The 14,885-nt window shown below is 60.8% G+C and carries 16 protein-coding genes and 1 pseudogene; 2 read left to right on the forward strand and 15 right to left on the reverse strand.

Translation table 11 applies throughout. The annotated features are described in order from the left end of the window. Complete coding sequence (locus tag BTUS_RS17065; RefSeq protein WP_013076750.1) at window positions 1–393, reverse strand: flagellar protein FlaG; 393 nt, start codon at window positions 391–393, stop codon at window positions 1–3. Window positions 394–705: 312 nt separating this feature from the next. Here BTUS_RS17065 and BTUS_RS14150 point away from each other — a divergent pair, with 312 nt between their 5' ends. Next, the gene (locus BTUS_RS14150; RefSeq protein WP_013076751.1) at window positions 706–1,617 is read left to right on the forward strand and encodes a DMT family transporter; all 912 of its coding nucleotides are present in this window, start codon (window positions 706–708) and stop codon (window positions 1,615–1,617) included. 146 nt (window positions 1,618–1,763) lie between these two features. Here the strand turns inward: BTUS_RS14150 and BTUS_RS14155 are convergent, their stop codons facing one another. Both BTUS_RS14155 and BTUS_RS14160 read right to left on the reverse strand, forming a co-directional pair. Next, window positions 1,764–2,075 carry a hypothetical protein gene (locus BTUS_RS14155; protein ID WP_013076752.1) on the reverse strand — a complete coding sequence of 104 codons (312 nt, stop codon included), beginning with the start codon at window positions 2,073–2,075 and terminating at the stop codon, window positions 1,764–1,766. A gap of 445 nt (window positions 2,076–2,520) precedes the next feature. Next, window positions 2,521–2,997 (reverse strand): zinc ribbon domain-containing protein, encoded by a 477-nt coding sequence (locus tag BTUS_RS14160; RefSeq protein WP_245543324.1) that lies wholly within the window; start codon window positions 2,995–2,997, stop codon window positions 2,521–2,523. A gap of 159 nt (window positions 2,998–3,156) precedes the next feature. On the opposite strand from BTUS_RS14160, the gene BTUS_RS14165 reads away from it, so the two are divergent. Then, a complete protein-coding gene (locus BTUS_RS14165; RefSeq protein WP_013076753.1) occupies window positions 3,157–4,374 on the forward strand; it encodes an IS256 family transposase in 1,218 nt (405 codons plus the stop codon). A gap of 221 nt (window positions 4,375–4,595) precedes the next feature. Here the strand turns inward: BTUS_RS14165 and BTUS_RS14170 are convergent, their stop codons facing one another. The 12 genes and pseudogenes from BTUS_RS14170 to BTUS_RS14220 form a co-directional block, all read right to left on the reverse strand. Beyond that, on the reverse strand, window positions 4,596–5,396 hold the full coding sequence (locus BTUS_RS14170; RefSeq protein ID WP_245543325.1) for a hypothetical protein: 801 nt from the start codon (window positions 5,394–5,396) through the stop codon (window positions 4,596–4,598). Further along, entirely contained in the window at window positions 5,332–5,967 is a 636-nt protein-coding gene (locus tag BTUS_RS18995; protein WP_083780218.1) for a DUF4135 domain-containing protein, read from the reverse strand. Before BTUS_RS18995 ends, BTUS_RS14170 begins: the two co-directional genes overlap by 65 nt. A 73-nt stretch (window positions 5,968–6,040) precedes the next feature. Further along, window positions 6,041–7,449 (reverse strand): annotated as a pseudogene (ltrA, locus tag BTUS_RS14175) (group II intron reverse transcriptase/maturase). Window positions 7,450–7,918: 469 nt separating this feature from the next. Then, window positions 7,919–8,125, reverse strand: a complete 207-nt coding sequence (locus BTUS_RS14180) for a hypothetical protein (protein ID WP_041304373.1) — start codon at window positions 8,123–8,125, stop codon at window positions 7,919–7,921. A 163-nt stretch (window positions 8,126–8,288) separates the two neighbouring features. Further along, window positions 8,289–8,507, reverse strand: coding sequence for a mersacidin/lichenicidin family type 2 lantibiotic (locus BTUS_RS14185; protein ID WP_013076755.1), 219 nt, complete (start codon window positions 8,505–8,507; stop codon window positions 8,289–8,291). A gap of 70 nt (window positions 8,508–8,577) precedes the next feature. After that, entirely contained in the window at window positions 8,578–8,850 is a 273-nt protein-coding gene (locus BTUS_RS14190) for a lichenicidin A2 family type 2 lantibiotic (RefSeq protein WP_013076756.1), read from the reverse strand. A 24-nt stretch (window positions 8,851–8,874) separates the two neighbouring features. After that, entirely contained in the window at window positions 8,875–9,105 is a 231-nt protein-coding gene (locus tag BTUS_RS14195) for a mersacidin/lichenicidin family type 2 lantibiotic (protein ID WP_083780220.1), read from the reverse strand. Between the two features lie 129 nt (window positions 9,106–9,234). Continuing rightward, entirely contained in the window at window positions 9,235–9,714 is a 480-nt protein-coding gene (locus tag BTUS_RS14200) for a CPBP family intramembrane glutamic endopeptidase (RefSeq protein WP_169307983.1), read from the reverse strand. A 15-nt stretch (window positions 9,715–9,729) separates the two neighbouring features. Then, window positions 9,730–10,002: a hypothetical protein gene (locus BTUS_RS14205; protein ID WP_041304376.1), complete on the reverse strand. Its 273-nt coding sequence runs from the start codon at window positions 10,000–10,002 to the stop codon at window positions 9,730–9,732. A 44-nt stretch (window positions 10,003–10,046) separates the two neighbouring features. Beyond that, window positions 10,047–10,652 (reverse strand): CPBP family intramembrane glutamic endopeptidase, encoded by a 606-nt coding sequence (locus tag BTUS_RS14210; RefSeq protein ID WP_013076757.1) that lies wholly within the window; start codon window positions 10,650–10,652, stop codon window positions 10,047–10,049. A gap of 111 nt (window positions 10,653–10,763) precedes the next feature. Beyond that, window positions 10,764–11,528: a CPBP family intramembrane glutamic endopeptidase gene (locus tag BTUS_RS14215; RefSeq protein WP_013076758.1), complete on the reverse strand. Its 765-nt coding sequence runs from the start codon at window positions 11,526–11,528 to the stop codon at window positions 10,764–10,766. After that, complete coding sequence (locus tag BTUS_RS14220; protein WP_013076759.1) at window positions 11,525–14,869, reverse strand: type 2 lanthipeptide synthetase LanM family protein; 3,345 nt, start codon at window positions 14,867–14,869, stop codon at window positions 11,525–11,527. Before BTUS_RS14220 ends, BTUS_RS14215 begins: the two co-directional genes overlap by 4 nt. Between the last annotated feature and the right edge of the window lie 16 nt (window positions 14,870–14,885).

Raw genomic sequence — 14,885 nt, forward strand, 5'->3', positions numbered from 1 at the left:
CTATATGGTTTGATCGAAAAATACGCCTAATACCGAGCGCATCTGTTCATCCATGGCAATGAGATCCCCGGGTGGAATCTGGCGGATCACCTCGCCGGTATCGTCACGGATCACCTGAACGACAACCTGATGCTCGTCTTGTCGCAATTCAAACTTCAAATGGGTCCTGGCCATCTGGGCGGCCATATTCATGCGCGCCACCGAGCGCTCCACCTGTTCCGGAGATGGTTTCTTCGGGTCCCCCTGCGTTTCATTCCCCGTCTTCGTCGGCAAAACCGGCGTCGGCGCTTCCACCCGAACCACCGGCGCCGTCTGTTCTTGCGCCGACGCGTCCACCAACTCCCGCCCCACGGGCATTCCCGTATGCAGAGGCGGCACAATGCCACCATTCATCGTCGATCCCTCCCGCCCGGGTCCTCTCGTCGTTCCCGTCCGAAAGATTTCCTTACTATATGGATCGGCCGCTCCCCGCCGACCATTAAGCCCGAAAAACCCCAGCTATCCGAGAAAAAGCGCCAGGATTGCCTGCTAACGCCCGGGAGATGCCTTTTTCCCGCCATGCGCTCCTTGTGGCTCAAGGCCATCCGCCGCGCCTCCCCGACGGGGGATCGTCCGGGGTTCGCTGATTCGCTAAAATCGTTATAGAGTATAAATGGTTATAGATCCCTGAGGATTGTACAAAACCAAGACAAGGGAGGGGTGGAGGTGACTCGAAAGCTCGCCTGGCCGGTGGTCGGCTACATCGCCGCCCTGGTGCTGACCTGGGGGATTTGCTGGCCGGTGTACAAATTCGGATTAAACTATACACCTCCGCTCCTTTACGCCGGACTTCGCACTTTCCTCGGCGGCGTCCTGATGGCCGCCCTTGCCCTGCCGCGATGGAAAGCTTTGCAATGGCGGAGGAACTGGCGGATTTACGCGATTTCTTCTTTGTTGAACGTCTTTTTGTTCTTCGGACTCCAGACGGTGGGGCTGGTGTACCTGCCCTCGGGGATGTTTTCGCTCCTGGTCTATTCCGAACCGGTGTTCGTGGGACTGTTGGCTTGGAAATGGCTGGGGGAGACCCTCGCCCCCACCAAAGTGGTGGGCTTATTACTCGGTTTGCTCGGGGTCGCGGCCTGCAGCTTTGACCGCCTGCCCGGCTCCGCCTCGGGCCTGGGGATCTTGCTGGGATTGGCGGCAGCCATTTCTTGGGCGGCGGGCACCGTGTACCTGAAGCGCGTGCAGGCCCAGGTGGATATGATGTGGCTGGTGGCTATCCAATGTTTACTCGGCGGCGCGGGGATGATGGGGGCCGGGAGCCTATTTGAAAGCTGGTCCGAGATTCAGTGGACGTGGCCATTCTTAGCGACGGTGGCCTTCGCCATGTTTTTCGGCGTCTCTTCTTCCTGGCTGATCTGGTTCCGACTTGTCCAGATGGGCGAGGTCAGTCGCGTGGCTGCGCTGACCTTTCTGGTACCTGTGATCTCCGTGGTGCTGAGCGCACTCTTCCTGCATGAGACGATCAGTGGATGGCTTTTTGCAGGATTGTTGCTGATCGCCGCGAGCATCTATCTCGTCAACCACACCCCTCATCCCCACCGGGCGGCGGGAGAAGCCCCCCGCACCCTCGGGTAAACCCGGGGCCGGCGGATCCACCCGCCCGCTGGTGGGACTGGCTCGCGCCCCCGGGCCCGGGACTGGCTTTGGTAGAAGAGTGACGGGAGCGATCCGGGGGACGACAAAAGCCACGCCGTTTTGCCCCGGATCGGGCTCCACGCAACTCAGACGCGCGGCATGCCGCCTTCTTCACCCACCATATGCGTGGTCAAAGCTCCTTCCTCGCCCCATACCATCGACGTAATGGGACCGTGACCGCCTTCCTCGCCAACCATATCCGTGGTAATCGGCGGGATCGGCGGGTGGCCGCCTTCTTCCCCGACGCTCATGGTGGTCATGATCGGGCCGCCGTGGCCCCCTTCTTCTCCCGCAATCATCGTGGACATCACCAGCGAGGGATCCACCGGCGCGACCATGAGCGGAGCGGTGGATTGCCGCTCCTCCAATTGTTCGATGAACAGGCGCTTTTTCGCCATCTCGATCAACCCCTGCAGTGGCGAATCGACAAAACCACCGTGGCGCCCACTGCAATCCCGGCACCAACTCCAGGGCAGGCCCCGGAACTCGCCGCCACGGTCGCCGCAATGGCGCAGATCGGGCCGGAATCAGGCACAAATAAACCGGTAGCTATAGGTGAGAGTGAAGTTGATGGGCGGCACGATCGACGTGATCAAAGGTGTCACCCAATCGGCTCCCCCGTGCACCCCCACGAGTTCCTCCGCAGTGAATCCTCCCCCCACTGAAGTGAGAGGCATCCATCCATAGGCGCGGGAGAAGCCTCGGCATCCGGCAGCGGGGCTGCCGCCCAGGCTTTCCTGACCCCTTAGGCTGGACGGGTTCCTGGATTCCCGGACACCTGCCGGGAACGTCGTCCCGCAGGCGACCCCTCCCTTTCGGGAGTCGCAGGCTTTCGCAATGTGGTTAGGCGGTCTTTTGTTGCAACCGCTTTTCCTCCCGGATGAACCAGGCCATGCCGATGTTGATAGCCGCATTCACGTGGCTGTTGTGAACGGTGCCGCAGTTCCTGCACGCCAAGATGTTGCCGGCCCTCGAAGTCTCCAGCGAGCCGCACAGCGAACACCGGGTGCTGGTGTCCTTCGGAGAGATAAGAGCAACCAAAATCCCCCGTGCTTTTGCTTTGTACGCGGTGTACTTCATGACTCTCCGGTGCAGCCAGTAACCGATCCTCTGCCTCATCCTGGCCGAACCGTGCTTGTTCCTGTCCGGCCTGAAGTGCTTCAAGTTCTCGAACACAATGACCCGAGCATCCCACTCCACAGCCATGTCAACCAGCCGTTTGCTCAGGTGGTGGGCGTAATTGTCGTTTGCCGCGTGAACCTTGCGCCAGAGCTTTTTGCAGGGCCGGTGACCCTTCGGGACGATCCCCAGGCCGCTCACGTTCCGGGCAATGAGCCCCAGCAGGTGGTGGACATCCGTCGTGTTTACACGGTTAGAGTCTCAGGTAGTGGTGTAAATTTGGTCCTCCCCAATTGACGAGGAGCCACCGTGCGTGTCTACTAGAGTGTGGAAAGTAAACTAGTAGGAGGTTATGCAGCGATGGCTCCCCTTGACAGTTTCGCAGTTCTTGAGTGGATTCGCAAGATCCAGGATGAGCAACAGATCGATTTCTTGCGTGAACTGATGCAGATGTTTGCCCAGTCTCTCATCAATGCGGAGGCCACGCAAAAGATCGGTGCCAATCCTTACGAACGTACTGAGGAACGTGTAACGCACCGCAATGGCTACCGGAAACGGGAGTGGGATACTCGTCTCGGGACCCTCGAGCTGAAGATCCCAAAACTTCGCCAGGGAAGCTTTTTCCCATCGATTCTGGAGCCACGCCGCCGGGCGGAACAGGCCCTGGCCACCGTGATTCAGGAGGCCTATGTCCATGGGGTCAGCACCCGCAAGGTGGACGATGTGGTTCGGGCACTGGGGCTGGATGGCATCAGCAAAAGTGAAGTGTCTCGTTTGTGTAAGCAACTGGATGAGGACATTCAAAAGTTCAAAAATCGGCCGCTGGAGCGGGAGTACCCGTATGTCTGGCTGGACGCTACCTTCCCCAAAGTGCGGGAAGGTGGGCAGGTTCAGAGCATGGCCTTTGTGATCGCCATCGGGGTCACGAACACCGGGGAGCGTGAGGTGCTGGGGTTTGACATCGGGACCAGCGAGGACGGGGCGTTCTGGACCGAGTTTCTCAGAGGGCTGAAAGAGCGTGGACTTCGGGGAGTCAGGCTGGTCATCAGTGATGCCCACCTTGGCCTGCGGCAGGCGATTTCAGAAGTGCTGACCGGCGTTGCGTGGCAGCGGTGCAAAGTGCATACCCTCCGCAACGTCCTGAGCCAAGTGCCGAAGAAACAGCAGCCGATGGTGGCGGCGATCATCCGGACCATCTTTGCCCAGCCCACCCAGGAGGCGGCCCGAGAACAGCTGCGCCGGGTGGTGGAGGAACTGCGGGGCAAGTTCCCGAAGGCCATGCAGATCCTGGAGGCGGCGGAGGAGGACGTACCCACCTTCATGGCACTGCCTGGCGAGCACTGGCGGCAGATCTGCTCCACCAACCCGCTGGAGCGGCTTAACCGTGAGATGAGACGGCGGATGGACGTCGTCGGGATCTTCCCCAATCGGGAATCCGTGCTGCGACTGATGGGATCCATCCTGCAGGAACAACATGAGGAGTGGATGGTGTCCCGTCGGTATTTCAGCCTGGAATCGATGGCGAAACTGAAGCCGGATCAGACCCTGCTCGCGTCCGGATCCGTGCTACAGAAGTAGATCTACATCTGGAGGAGGGGCGTGTATGCCACACGCAAACCTTGGCTTTGTCCCCTAGTGGCCGACACTCGCCCGGAAGGAGCGAGGTCAAGGGTGACCGACAGGTCAAGCGCAGCGTCCCTTGACGGAGCGACGACGGGCGATAGCATTCCAGGCGGGGACAAAGACAACCCTGTCACACTCTTGACACACATGGTGATTTTACACCACTTGACGGGACACTACCTGTTACACGCCGTCAGGCCGATGTGCCTGACTTTGTGAACCGTACCGTCCTTGCCCACCAAGGCGCACACCGCCCGGTTCTTGCGGCCCAGGTTCAGGTCCACGGCCAGTACCTTCGGCCTCTTGGACCGGTAGTAGTCGGTGAACTTCATTACGTTGGACTTTTTCTCGAAGGCGGTCACCAGGTGGAAGATACCCTCTCTTTCATAAACAGTGGGCACCGTCATCTCCCACGAATCATCCAGATGGAGCTTCCTTGAATGACGGGTGGGTTCCACTTCCACGGTGATGAACCGCCAGTCGCTCCCGTCCCAGACTTTTAGCTGAATCGTGTTGGTTTCGAGCGAAAGATTCTTGAAGTCGCCTTTGTAAAAGGTGATGCCCACGTTGCCCGCCGCCGGATACTTCGGCGGGTGTTCGTCGAAAGGGATTCGTTTTTTGCCTTCGGCAACACGCCTTTCGTTTCTTTCCTGGATCCTTCCTTTTTTTCTGAGCCACCACTGATAGTTGGAATGCCAGCTCTTCGCCATGCCGATCGCCTTGGCGATAATCGCCCGGCGCAGATATGCCGGAAACTTCGGCCAAACGGCGTCGATCGGGTAAGGCGGGTCGGGATTGCCACCGAATGGTTTCCCGGTTTTCCTGTTCATTCGCGGTTCTGTCCGAACCGTCAGTCTTTCCAGCGCCCTTGTGCCGGAATTCCTGTCCCACCCGGGCAGTTTGTCGAGATTGTCATGGATCACGTCCAGGTAAAACCCCAAGACGGCCCGATAGATTTCTTCCGTCCGCCGGATCATCTCCGGAGAACCGGTGATAAATCTCCCAATACGCTGTTTGGTCGAGATTATGTTTTTGACCACTGGCATTCTCTTCACCTGCCACGGTTTTATTGTACCATTGAAGGAGATTACAAGGATTTGGCCGCCTTGACTCCCCATTAAAATGGGGAGGATGCGGCGGCTGGTTTCTCAACTCCACCCCCACCCCGTCGGCCCCCTGAAACGTCAACAGCGGGAGAAGGCCCATCACCAGGACCGAGTTCACCACTTGCTCCTTGGCCCGAACATCGGCGGTATCCGGAAAATCGTACGGCGGGCGCTGGGTGAAGATCGTCTCCCAGTCGACCAAAAACGGGTACTCCCCGCCGGCGATGAGATTTTCAAAATGGAAGTCATTGCCGTTGATGCAATAGGCCACGGCGAGCAGCGCCCCGGTCCGCCGGTAAAACCGCCGCACCGCTTCCTCGTCCGGGCAGGGTCTCGCTTCCACAAACGCCTCCCAGCCGTACCCGTCGCCCTCGAGAATCGCCACTGTGCCCAACTCCGGCCGGAACCCCTTCTCACCCAGCCAGCGGAGCAAACGCTGCACATCGAGTAGGAGGGGGCGGCTAGCCCCCGTCCTCTCACACCACCGGACATGCGGGTCCGCATCCGGCGGTTCATCAAGCCTGACGGAGCCTTCGGTAACGTTCGGTTAAACTGATTAAGCCTTGGGCCTGCCAGTAGGTGTTGCCCAGGGCTCTGTTCATCGGCCCGTGGGCCATTCGCCACGGCCCTTTGCGGGCGTTGGCGAACTCGCGCACCACCCATTCCGGCAGCCCCAGCGCGCGCAGTTCACGGTATCGCGTCCGCACCCGTTTCCACTGTTTCCAGAGACACATCCGCAGCCTCCGCCGTATCCATCCTTCGATCGCTTCAAAGGTGCTCGGCGTGTCCGCCAGGGCGAAGTATCCGATCCATCCGCCCAGGTACGTGTTCAGGCGCCGGATCCGTTCCTCCATGGCGATCGGTTGGTTCCTCGCCGTGAGTCCTCGTATCCTTGCCTTGACCCTGTCAATCGACTGCCGCGCCAGGCGGATTCGGATTTCCCCGGCTTTGGGTTTATACATGCTGAACCCCAGAAACTTGAGTTTCCACGGTCGGTCCACCGTGCTCTTCTGCTCGCCCGGCTTGAGTTTTAACTTCTCCTGCAGGAATTTCCGGACACTGGCCAGGACTCTCTCCCCCGCCCGTTTGCTTCGAATGTAGATGTTGGCATCATCCGCATACCGGACGAACTTGTGGCCCCTCTTTTCCAGTTCCTTTCCAGGTCATCCAGAAGGATATTCGCCAACAGTGGACTCGGTGGCCCGCCCTGTGGCGTCCCTTCCTCCCTTTCCATGACCACCCCGTTCACCATGATCCCTGCCTGGAGGTACCGGCGAATCACCTTGAGCACTCGTTTGTCCGTGACCTTCCGGGCTACCCGGGCCATCAGGATGTCATGATTCACCCGGTCAAAGAACTTATCCAGGTCCATGTCCACAGCCCATTCGCATCCTTCTTCCACATACTGCCTCGCCTTCTTGACCGCATCGTGGGCCCTTCTTCCGGGGCGAAACCCGTAGCTGGCCTCCGAAAATTGCGGGTCAAAGATCGGCGTCAGCACCTGCAGGAGCGCCTGCTGGATCAGGCGGTCCATCACGGTGGGGATCCCCAACATCCGCTTGCCTCCCCCGGGTTTCGGGATTTCGACCCGGCGCACGGGCTGCGGTCGGTAGGTCCCCGTGAGCAACTCTTCCCGTATGCGCGGCCATTCGGCTCGGATCTGTTCCCGGAGGTTTTCCGTGGAAATGCCGTCCACGCCGGGCGCGCCCTTGTTCTGCTCCACCCGCTTCAGGGCGGCCAGCATGTTATTCCTGGCCACCACCTTTTCCATCAGGCCGTCACCTTGGTCTCCGCGGGGTGAGGCTCCGCTTTGTGCCGGAGAAGGGCTCGGATCTCCCACAGTCCCCCGCAGCTTCACCACTTCCTCCCGTGGGCAGTCCCTGTTCAGGGTTTTCGGCTGTCTTCGTCCTTTTCGCGAACGCACCGGTCTCACCTCTGACTTGATGTTGGCCTTCCCCTGAGTTCATGACCTCCTGGGTACTATGCCCTCTGCTGACTCCTGCCGGTTCAGCCGGACCTCTCGATTCGGGTTGCCAGTTTCTCTGGCGTGTCCGACAGGCCTCCCCGGGTAAGAACGTTGACCTTCCCCCCGCGCCCGCCTCATATACTCCACCGCCCCTTGGCAGCCTTGGATTTCGCCGTGTTACGCCAGCTCATCCGAACGGCGCAGCCTCGTATGAGGTTCTTGTTCATCGGACCGTGGGTTTGCCTCCGGTTTCCTTCGGATTCCGCCTCGCAGCGGACACCCTTGCCTTTGGCTAGCAGACTCGTGCTGCCTCGCCTGCAGTGGACTTTCACCACCCAGTCAACGCCCATGCCGGGCGCACGCGAAAAGGGCCGCGGACTCTCCGCCGCGACCCTGCCTTTTGAAGTGCGAGTGTCGAATCATGAGCTCAGCCCAAGGGAGTATAGCCGCCTTCTTCACCCAGAGCCAAGGTGCTGTAGATCGGGGGACCGGGTGGGTGGCCACCCTCTTCACCCACCATGAAGGTAGTGGCGATCGGCGGGGGGTTATGACCACCTTCCTCCCCCACCATATCCGTGCTGATGGGAGGGAAAGGCGGGTTGCCTTCCTCGCCCAGCGCCATGGTCGTCACCATGGACGGATCCCCGGGGGTCATGAACAAAGGTGAAGTGGATCACCGCTGCTCCAACTGCTCAATAAACAGCCGTTTCTTGCCCATTCGCTTCACCCCTTTCAGGGCAAACTGAACATTGTAGAATTCGACCAAAACGTTCCCCTTTTGAGGGCCAAACCCACCCTTAGCAGAAGAGAATCGAGTAGCGATGGCCGAAATAAATCCAAATCGGAATGGTGATTGTCCCAGGTGTCATCGATTCGGCGTTAACATCTCCCGCTCCCTGCACGAATGCCAGATCTCCGTCGGTCAGTTCCATGAGGCTCGTCCCAGACGGATGGGCGGCAGCATCTGCTGTTCGCCGCTCCGGGTTCTTCCACGCGCGAATGATCTCCTCCCGCATCGTGTCCCTCATCCTCTCCCGATGAACGAGTTTTAAACGAACTCACCGACCAGTCATGCGGGTCGCCCCGTCAACACCGTTTAATCGTTAGAACAATCGTAACCCCGGCCACAATCCCGGCCCCCACGCCGGCACAGGCCGCAGAGCTCGCTGTCACGGTGGCGGCGGTGTAGCAAATCGGGGTGGTCTCCGCCTGCACATCACCGCCGCCGTACACCGCCAGCAGCTCTTCTTCGCTCAAACCCGCCAGGGCGTCACCCGCGGGATGAGCCACGGCCGCGGGCAGCGTATTGCGGAGAGCGGGATTTTTCCAACCCAGGATGATCGCTTCGTTCTGCACCATGATCACCTCCGAAAATTTTGACCATTAGCACTTCGCCACAGAGACCAGGACACCAATACCGGCCCCGACCAGAAAGCCGACGCCAAAAGCGCACAGCGGTGTGCTTTCGGCCTGTACATCTCCCCGGCCAATCACCTCTTGAAGGGCGATCTCATCCAATTCCGACATCGCCGCACCGGACGGGTGAGCCGCCAACGCCACGGCCGCCCTTTGCTCCGGGCTTTTCCACGCGCGAATGATCTCCTCCCGAGTCATACTCCCCCTCCTTTCCGCTTGAAGCGATGGGTCATGGACATGCCGCGGGGGGCTTGTCCATTCATGTGTATCGTAGCGGTCCAGAACCCCCAGCGGTACTTCGCAAAATGGCACATTTCTCTCTAGCGTTCAGGAAAGAGGCGCGAAACGCCGCCCATCCCATCCCCGACGGCTCCATGCCGTTCTCACCGCGGGCAATTCCCCATCTCTTCCGGGGTCAGGTCCATCCGCTCTACCTCCCTTCCCAGAGCGTGGCGGGGAACCTTCACCCCGCCCAAAATCGATTCTATAAATGAACAAATCCACCGGGTACTTCATGAATTTACGGTTTTTTCTCAGCTTTGCTATGATGGGCAATACGTTGAAGACAAAATGGCACCACACGACAACGGCGAGATTTCCGGTCCACCAGTAAGTCCAGCCAAAAACGAGGCTAATGCCCACGATCGCCACCCGGGCGAGAAGCGAGCGGTATGTACGAAAGTGCAGCGCCCCAAACACGACCGCGGTCACCAGGATGCCCAGCCAAGCGGATCCTAGGAAATCCATCGCAATTCTCTGCATTCCCGCCCGAAACAGCAGCTCTTCGGCCACTGCCGTCAGCCCCATGACCATGAGCACCTGCTAAAAGGGAAGCTTCAGAAACCGGTCTTTCTGTGCCAAGTTCACGACCCAACGATGGGGGAACATTCGGATCAGGACAACCTTTGCGCCAATCATCACGAGGGCCAACAGGGTGCCAAGGCCGAATATTTGAAGAGGGTCCCGAAATCCCAAGGTGGCCGGCCAGGACAGACCGTGATGGACATCGATGAGCCACATGATCAACAAACCCCACAGAAGCTCGCCGCCCTTGAGCATGTAGAATGAATATAACCCGTTCGTTTTCCACCGCACCGGTCCTTCCCCTCCCCCTTCCCAGATCCAGGCACCACTGTCACTCAGGGCTCACCGGGGGAACGCCGGGGCAGAAACATGCCCTTTTTCCCAAACAAGGTCATGACAAAATTCACGAGAAAGTGACACCAGGCTGACGTCCAAATGCTGCCCGTCACCCAGTAGCCCCAGCCCATCACCGCCCCCATGACAAACACGGAGACCATGAGAACCGGCTTTTTCCAATAGGGGTGAAACAAAGCGAAGATCGCGCTGGCTGTGAGGATGCCCAGGACCGCGTCTCCCAGTCCATTGACCAAAAGCCGCTGAAATCCGGCCCGGAAAAACAACTCTTCCCCGACTCCAATGATCAACATCAACAAAAAAATGTTGACGTAGCCAAGCTGCGAAAACGACGCGTTCCTGCCGTCGTCCGCCCACCACCGTTCGGGCAGAAACGTGGCGATGGCCATTTCAAAGCCGATAAGGACAACGGCCAGCAACGTCCCGAGTCCGAAAACCTGCCATGGCGATACCAACCCCAAAAGCTCGCTCCACGGCACCCCCCGCCGATGGTGCGTCAACCACAACATGAACAGCCCCGCAGCGCCGAACCCGAAACCCGTGGCGTAATACGCCCCGACGGGCAGCGCACCGCTCTTTTGATTCACATCCATTCCCCTTTACTATCAAAATTGCTTGGGCCCACCGGGGCTCCCCCAAAACAGGCGGGACGCCCGGCGTCTTGTCCAACCTGGCTCGGCCGGCACCTCAACGAAACCTTAACGAATAAGAGCCAGGCCCATCACCAGGGCCAGTACCAGGCCGATCACAAAACCGGCCAGGATTCGAAAGCCCTGGCTCCTTCGTTCGCGACCTCCCGCAGCAAGAACTTCGCTCTCTTCCTCGCCCGGTTCCGGGGCCGCCTGCCCGGGTGCATCCTCGCCCCACCCCGGCCAGGAACCTGCTTGGGCGGCCCGTCTCGATAGGAGAATCAATCCCATGTTAAAAAGAAAATGGGCCCAGGCGCTTGCCCAAATCGTTCCCGTGATACAGAACAACCATCCCCAAAAAGCGCCGCTCACAATGCCCGTACCCAGAAGAAAGGGCTGCTGTATGAAACGGGAATGAACCAGTGCAAAAAACAGGGCAGACGTACCGATCGCGACGGCCGGCGATGACCACAGTTCAAAAGCCAGGGATTGGACCACTCCCCGGAAAAAGATTTCTTCCCCCACCGCGGTAACAGCCATGAATACAACTTCCTGGGCCGTACTGAGGCTGCTGTGGAACGCGAGAAACCTTTTATTTTCATCCCCCCATGTCCAGTTCCTGACCTTTTCGGGCACGGCGTAGATGATGGCGGTCACCAAGAGGAAGTCGATGACAGCCACCGCCGTACCCCATCCGAAAACGGCTAGGGGACTGGCAACCATGAGAACGGTCGCCCAGGGAATGCGCAACACCCCTATCAGCACGCAACCGGACACGCCCACCATGACCTGGCCGAACAACTCCAAAGCAAACCGCTTGCCCCTTCGGCTCATCCTTCATCCCCTTCCGCCCCGCACCCTCCAGAGCGCGGGGAAGCCCCTTCCAACAGCAGCACCGAAGGCACCCGGGCGGGAACTGCCAGGCGCATCAACTGATACCCAATGCCCGCCGACCCCAGCCAGAGCCCCACCGTCTCGAGCCCCATGGGCACCCCGTGCCTGTAGCGTCCGGCGTCCCGCATCTGCTTCACCGCCTCGGCACCGATCCACCGGGCCTTCTCCACCAGGGCGCAGTTCCCCAATCGCCGCCCCGCCCAGAGCAGGAGTTCCGCGTTGCCAAGGTCCCCGTGACACAGGCAGTGGCTGCGGCCCAAGCCCTGGGCGCTGGTGGTGCGGAGCGCCGCGTGGAGCTCGTCGACCATCCCCCGCCGCTGCTCGGCAGACACCCACCCCAAAGAGGCCGCCCGGCTCAACCCGATGCCCGGGGCTCCGTGGCACCAGCTCACCGAACGCAAAGCCGCATCCCCTTCATGGCGCAGGTCCAGCCAGTTCCCAGCCTCGGGGCGGTACAAAGACCGCTCATACGCCAGCCCTTCTTCCGCCGCCCGGCGGTAAGTTTCATCCCCGGTGGCGGCGGCCAGCCGCAACAGTGCCCAGACAACCCCCGCCGTGCCGTGGGCCATCCCGGCCAGACCCTTCCCTTCATGACCCTCTCCCACCCAGGCAGTGCCGGAGTCGAACTGCTGGCGGTTCCGACACAGATGGTCCCCATATCGCACCGCCACCTCCAACGCCTCCTGAAGCCCCAACTGCTCGTGGACGTTCAAAAGTACGTGGATGACCCCGGCCCCGCCGGACAGCAGATCGTAAGACCGGTCAGCTTCCACCGCCTGCCCGAGCTGCCCCACCATCCGCCGGACATCCTCTTCCCAACCCGGAAACTGGAGCAAAGGCCCTAAATGAGACACGGCGTACAACACGGAGCCCAGGCCGAACAGCGCCGACGGGAAGCGGGTTAAAAATGGCGTTTTTCCCCGGGCCGTTTCCAAGGCGGCCCGGGCCGCGGCCCGGAACGTCTCGTCCCCGGTCACCGCCGACAAATATCCCAGAAAGAAAGCTACCCCCGCCACACCGTTGTACAGGCCCGCATCGAGGGCCGACACGTTCCACTGGCCCCGGTGATTGACGCCCAGGCCGATCCAGGTGCAATCTCTGCGTCGCGGCCCCCAAATCGCCGTGTCCACCAGCTCCCAGCCCATTCTTTCTGCTTCGCCCAAGAGCTCCCCGATCCCGAAGGCCGGCGGGGGAGTCGGGTCCGGAATTCCCCTCCCGATGGCCGGTTCCTCGCGATCGCTGCCAGCCGCCACCAAAGAGGCCCGGATCCATCCCGCCTGGCGGCGGACATCTGCGGGGTCCAGGTTTTCCAACCTCTCCACCACGGCGTCCATCCCCGTTTTCGGAAACACACCGGCCAGCCGGCGGCCCCGGCTGTCCCAGACATCCCGGGACTCCGGGACCGTCTCAAAATACGGCACATCCCCTTCCATCATATCGTCCCGCTCGGCCGGAATGAACCGCAGATCGATGGGAGCGGCCCAGATGCGGTCCAGCAGCCGTTCCCGATCCAGGGCGTCCCTCAGATAATCGGGGTGATAGGACTCGATCAGCAGATTTGCGTACTGGTGGGTCGCCCGGACCAACACCCGGATGGGCACCCGGGCGAAGGACCGCAGTGCGCCCCCGTGTCCGAGCAACTCCTGGCGATGGCGGGCAAAAAGGTCACACACCTCTACAAACCCGGCCACGATGTCGTCCACGTAATCCCCGGGCTCCACCACCACCCGCTGCCCGTCCCGTTCCATCCAGGGACGATTGACCGCCGGATCGATGGTCTTGGGCTTGCGCACAAAGCGCATTTCGTCCGTCCCTTCCTTTTCCACCTGCAACACCGGGTGGGGCAGCCACTGTTCTTTGCCCCCCAGGCCGCTCAGCTCCACCCCGACCCCGTCGGCCCCCTGAAAGGTGAGCAAAGGCAAGAGGCCTGTCACCAACACCGATTGCGCCACCTGATCCTTAGCCCGGACGTCGGCGCTATCGGGAAAAGCATACGGGGGGCGCTGGGTAAAGATCGTCTCCCAGTCCACCAGAATGGGAGACTCCCCGGCCGCGATCAGATTTTCAAAATGAAAGTCATTGCCGTTGATGCAATAGGCCACGGCGAGCAGCGCCCCGGTCCGCCGGTAAAACCGCCGCACCGCTTCCTCGTCCGGGCAGGGTCTCGCTTCCACAAACGCCTCCCAGCCGTACCCGTCGCCCTCGAGAATCGCCACTGTGCCCAACTCCGGCCGGAACCCCTTCTCACCCAGCCAGCGGAGCAAACGCTGCACCCGAACCGCCCCGGCCAGGGGTCTGGGCTTGTACACGACTTGGGCGCCCGAACCGAACCGGAGACGGGTGACGGTCCGGCCCTGACGGTGGGCATCGCCGACGCCCGAATGAAGTTCGACCAGGGGCGAGCCGTCCAGCCCGAGCTCACGCACCAGTCGCTCGACATCCCGCAAATACCGGTCGAGCAGCTCGGTCACATGGTTGACATAAAATTTTGTCCGCAACGTGAGCAGCCGGGCGAGAACGGCGTACTCGTCGTAGAACGCCGAGAGGAATTCCGGCCGCCCGAGGAGCCGCACGAAGGATTGAAAGCGTTCCTCGGGGGTCTCTCCCTCGAGCTGCTCCCGCAGCCGGCACACGTTTAACTCCAGCACGAGGGTCCGGGCGGCCACCTGGACCAACTCCATCCCCAGGGTCTGAATCGCCGAACCGATCACCGGTTCCCATTGAATGCGCTCATCGTCCGGGGTCGGCAAAAAATGCCTTTCCCATGCGCGGAGAGCCCAGAGGAGAAACGGGCGAACGGCCTGGTCCAATCCCAGGCAACGGACCGCCTTCCCGTCATCTTCTTGGGCGAGTTCCATCGCCTCCCGAAACACACCGACCCACTCCGGCTCCTTCACATCGCCGGCCAGGGGACAGACCTCAGCGTTTGCGAGGTGGAGCAGCGCCTCCATGGTCGCCTCGTCCAGGTCATCCGCCGCGAGGCGCTGACGAAACCGTTCGTCTTGCAGGAGTAACGCTTTCTTCCGCCACTGCTCCAACAGCCCCTGTCCGGAACCCCTTTCGAGGCGCTGTTTGCCGTCTTCTGCACGGTCCTGCCCGACAACGCTCCGGCCCTGCGATCCCCGGCCGTCCTCTTGAAGTACCGTTTCGGATGCTCCTGCCCGGCTGCAGCCCGGCCTCGCGGCGTCCAGGCCGCCTTTCAGCAGGTCTCGCCGCTCGCGCAGGGTGCACGCCCGCCACCACCACGACGGTTTCACATGGCTCAACATCAAAACGGACATCTTCATTCACTCCCCC

It is taken from the genome of Kyrpidia tusciae DSM 2912 (genome assembly GCF_000092905.1).
Classification (GTDB): domain Bacteria; phylum Bacillota; class Bacilli; order Kyrpidiales; family Kyrpidiaceae; genus Kyrpidia; species Kyrpidia tusciae.

What these genes read in the sequence shown, in the direction of transcription:
- BTUS_RS17065 (WP_013076750.1), bottom strand. Translation starts at nt 393, where the DNA reads ATGAATGGTGGCATTGTGCCGCCTCTGCATACGGGAATGCCCGTGGGG.
- BTUS_RS14155 (WP_013076752.1), bottom strand. Translation starts at nt 2,075, where the DNA reads ATGGCGAAAAAGCGCCTGTTCATCGAACAATTGGAGGAGCGGCAATCC.
- BTUS_RS14165 (WP_013076753.1), top strand. Translation starts at nt 3,157, where the DNA reads ATGGCTCCCCTTGACAGTTTCGCAGTTCTTGAGTGGATTCGCAAGATC.
- BTUS_RS14170 (WP_245543325.1), bottom strand. Translation starts at nt 5,396, where the DNA reads ATGATCCGGCGGACGGAAGAAATCTATCGGGCCGTCTTGGGGTTTTAC.
- BTUS_RS14180 (WP_041304373.1), bottom strand. Translation starts at nt 8,125, where the DNA reads ATGGTGACGACCATGGCGCTGGGCGAGGAAGGCAACCCGCCTTTCCCT.
- BTUS_RS14185 (WP_013076755.1), bottom strand. Translation starts at nt 8,507, where the DNA reads ATGCGGGAGGAGATCATTCGCGCGTGGAAGAACCCGGAGCGGCGAACA.
- BTUS_RS14190 (WP_013076756.1), bottom strand. Translation starts at nt 8,850, where the DNA reads ATGGTGCAGAACGAAGCGATCATCCTGGGTTGGAAAAATCCCGCTCTC.
- BTUS_RS14195 (WP_083780220.1), bottom strand. Translation starts at nt 9,105, where the DNA reads ATGACTCGGGAGGAGATCATTCGCGCGTGGAAAAGCCCGGAGCAAAGG.
- BTUS_RS14200 (WP_169307983.1), bottom strand. Translation starts at nt 9,714, where the DNA reads ATGGGGCTGACGGCAGTGGCCGAAGAGCTGCTGTTTCGGGCGGGAATG.
- BTUS_RS14215 (WP_013076758.1), bottom strand. Translation starts at nt 11,528, where the DNA reads ATGAGCCGAAGGGGCAAGCGGTTTGCTTTGGAGTTGTTCGGCCAGGTC.
- BTUS_RS14220 (WP_013076759.1), bottom strand. Translation starts at nt 14,869, where the DNA reads ATGTCCGTTTTGATGTTGAGCCATGTGAAACCGTCGTGGTGGTGGCGG.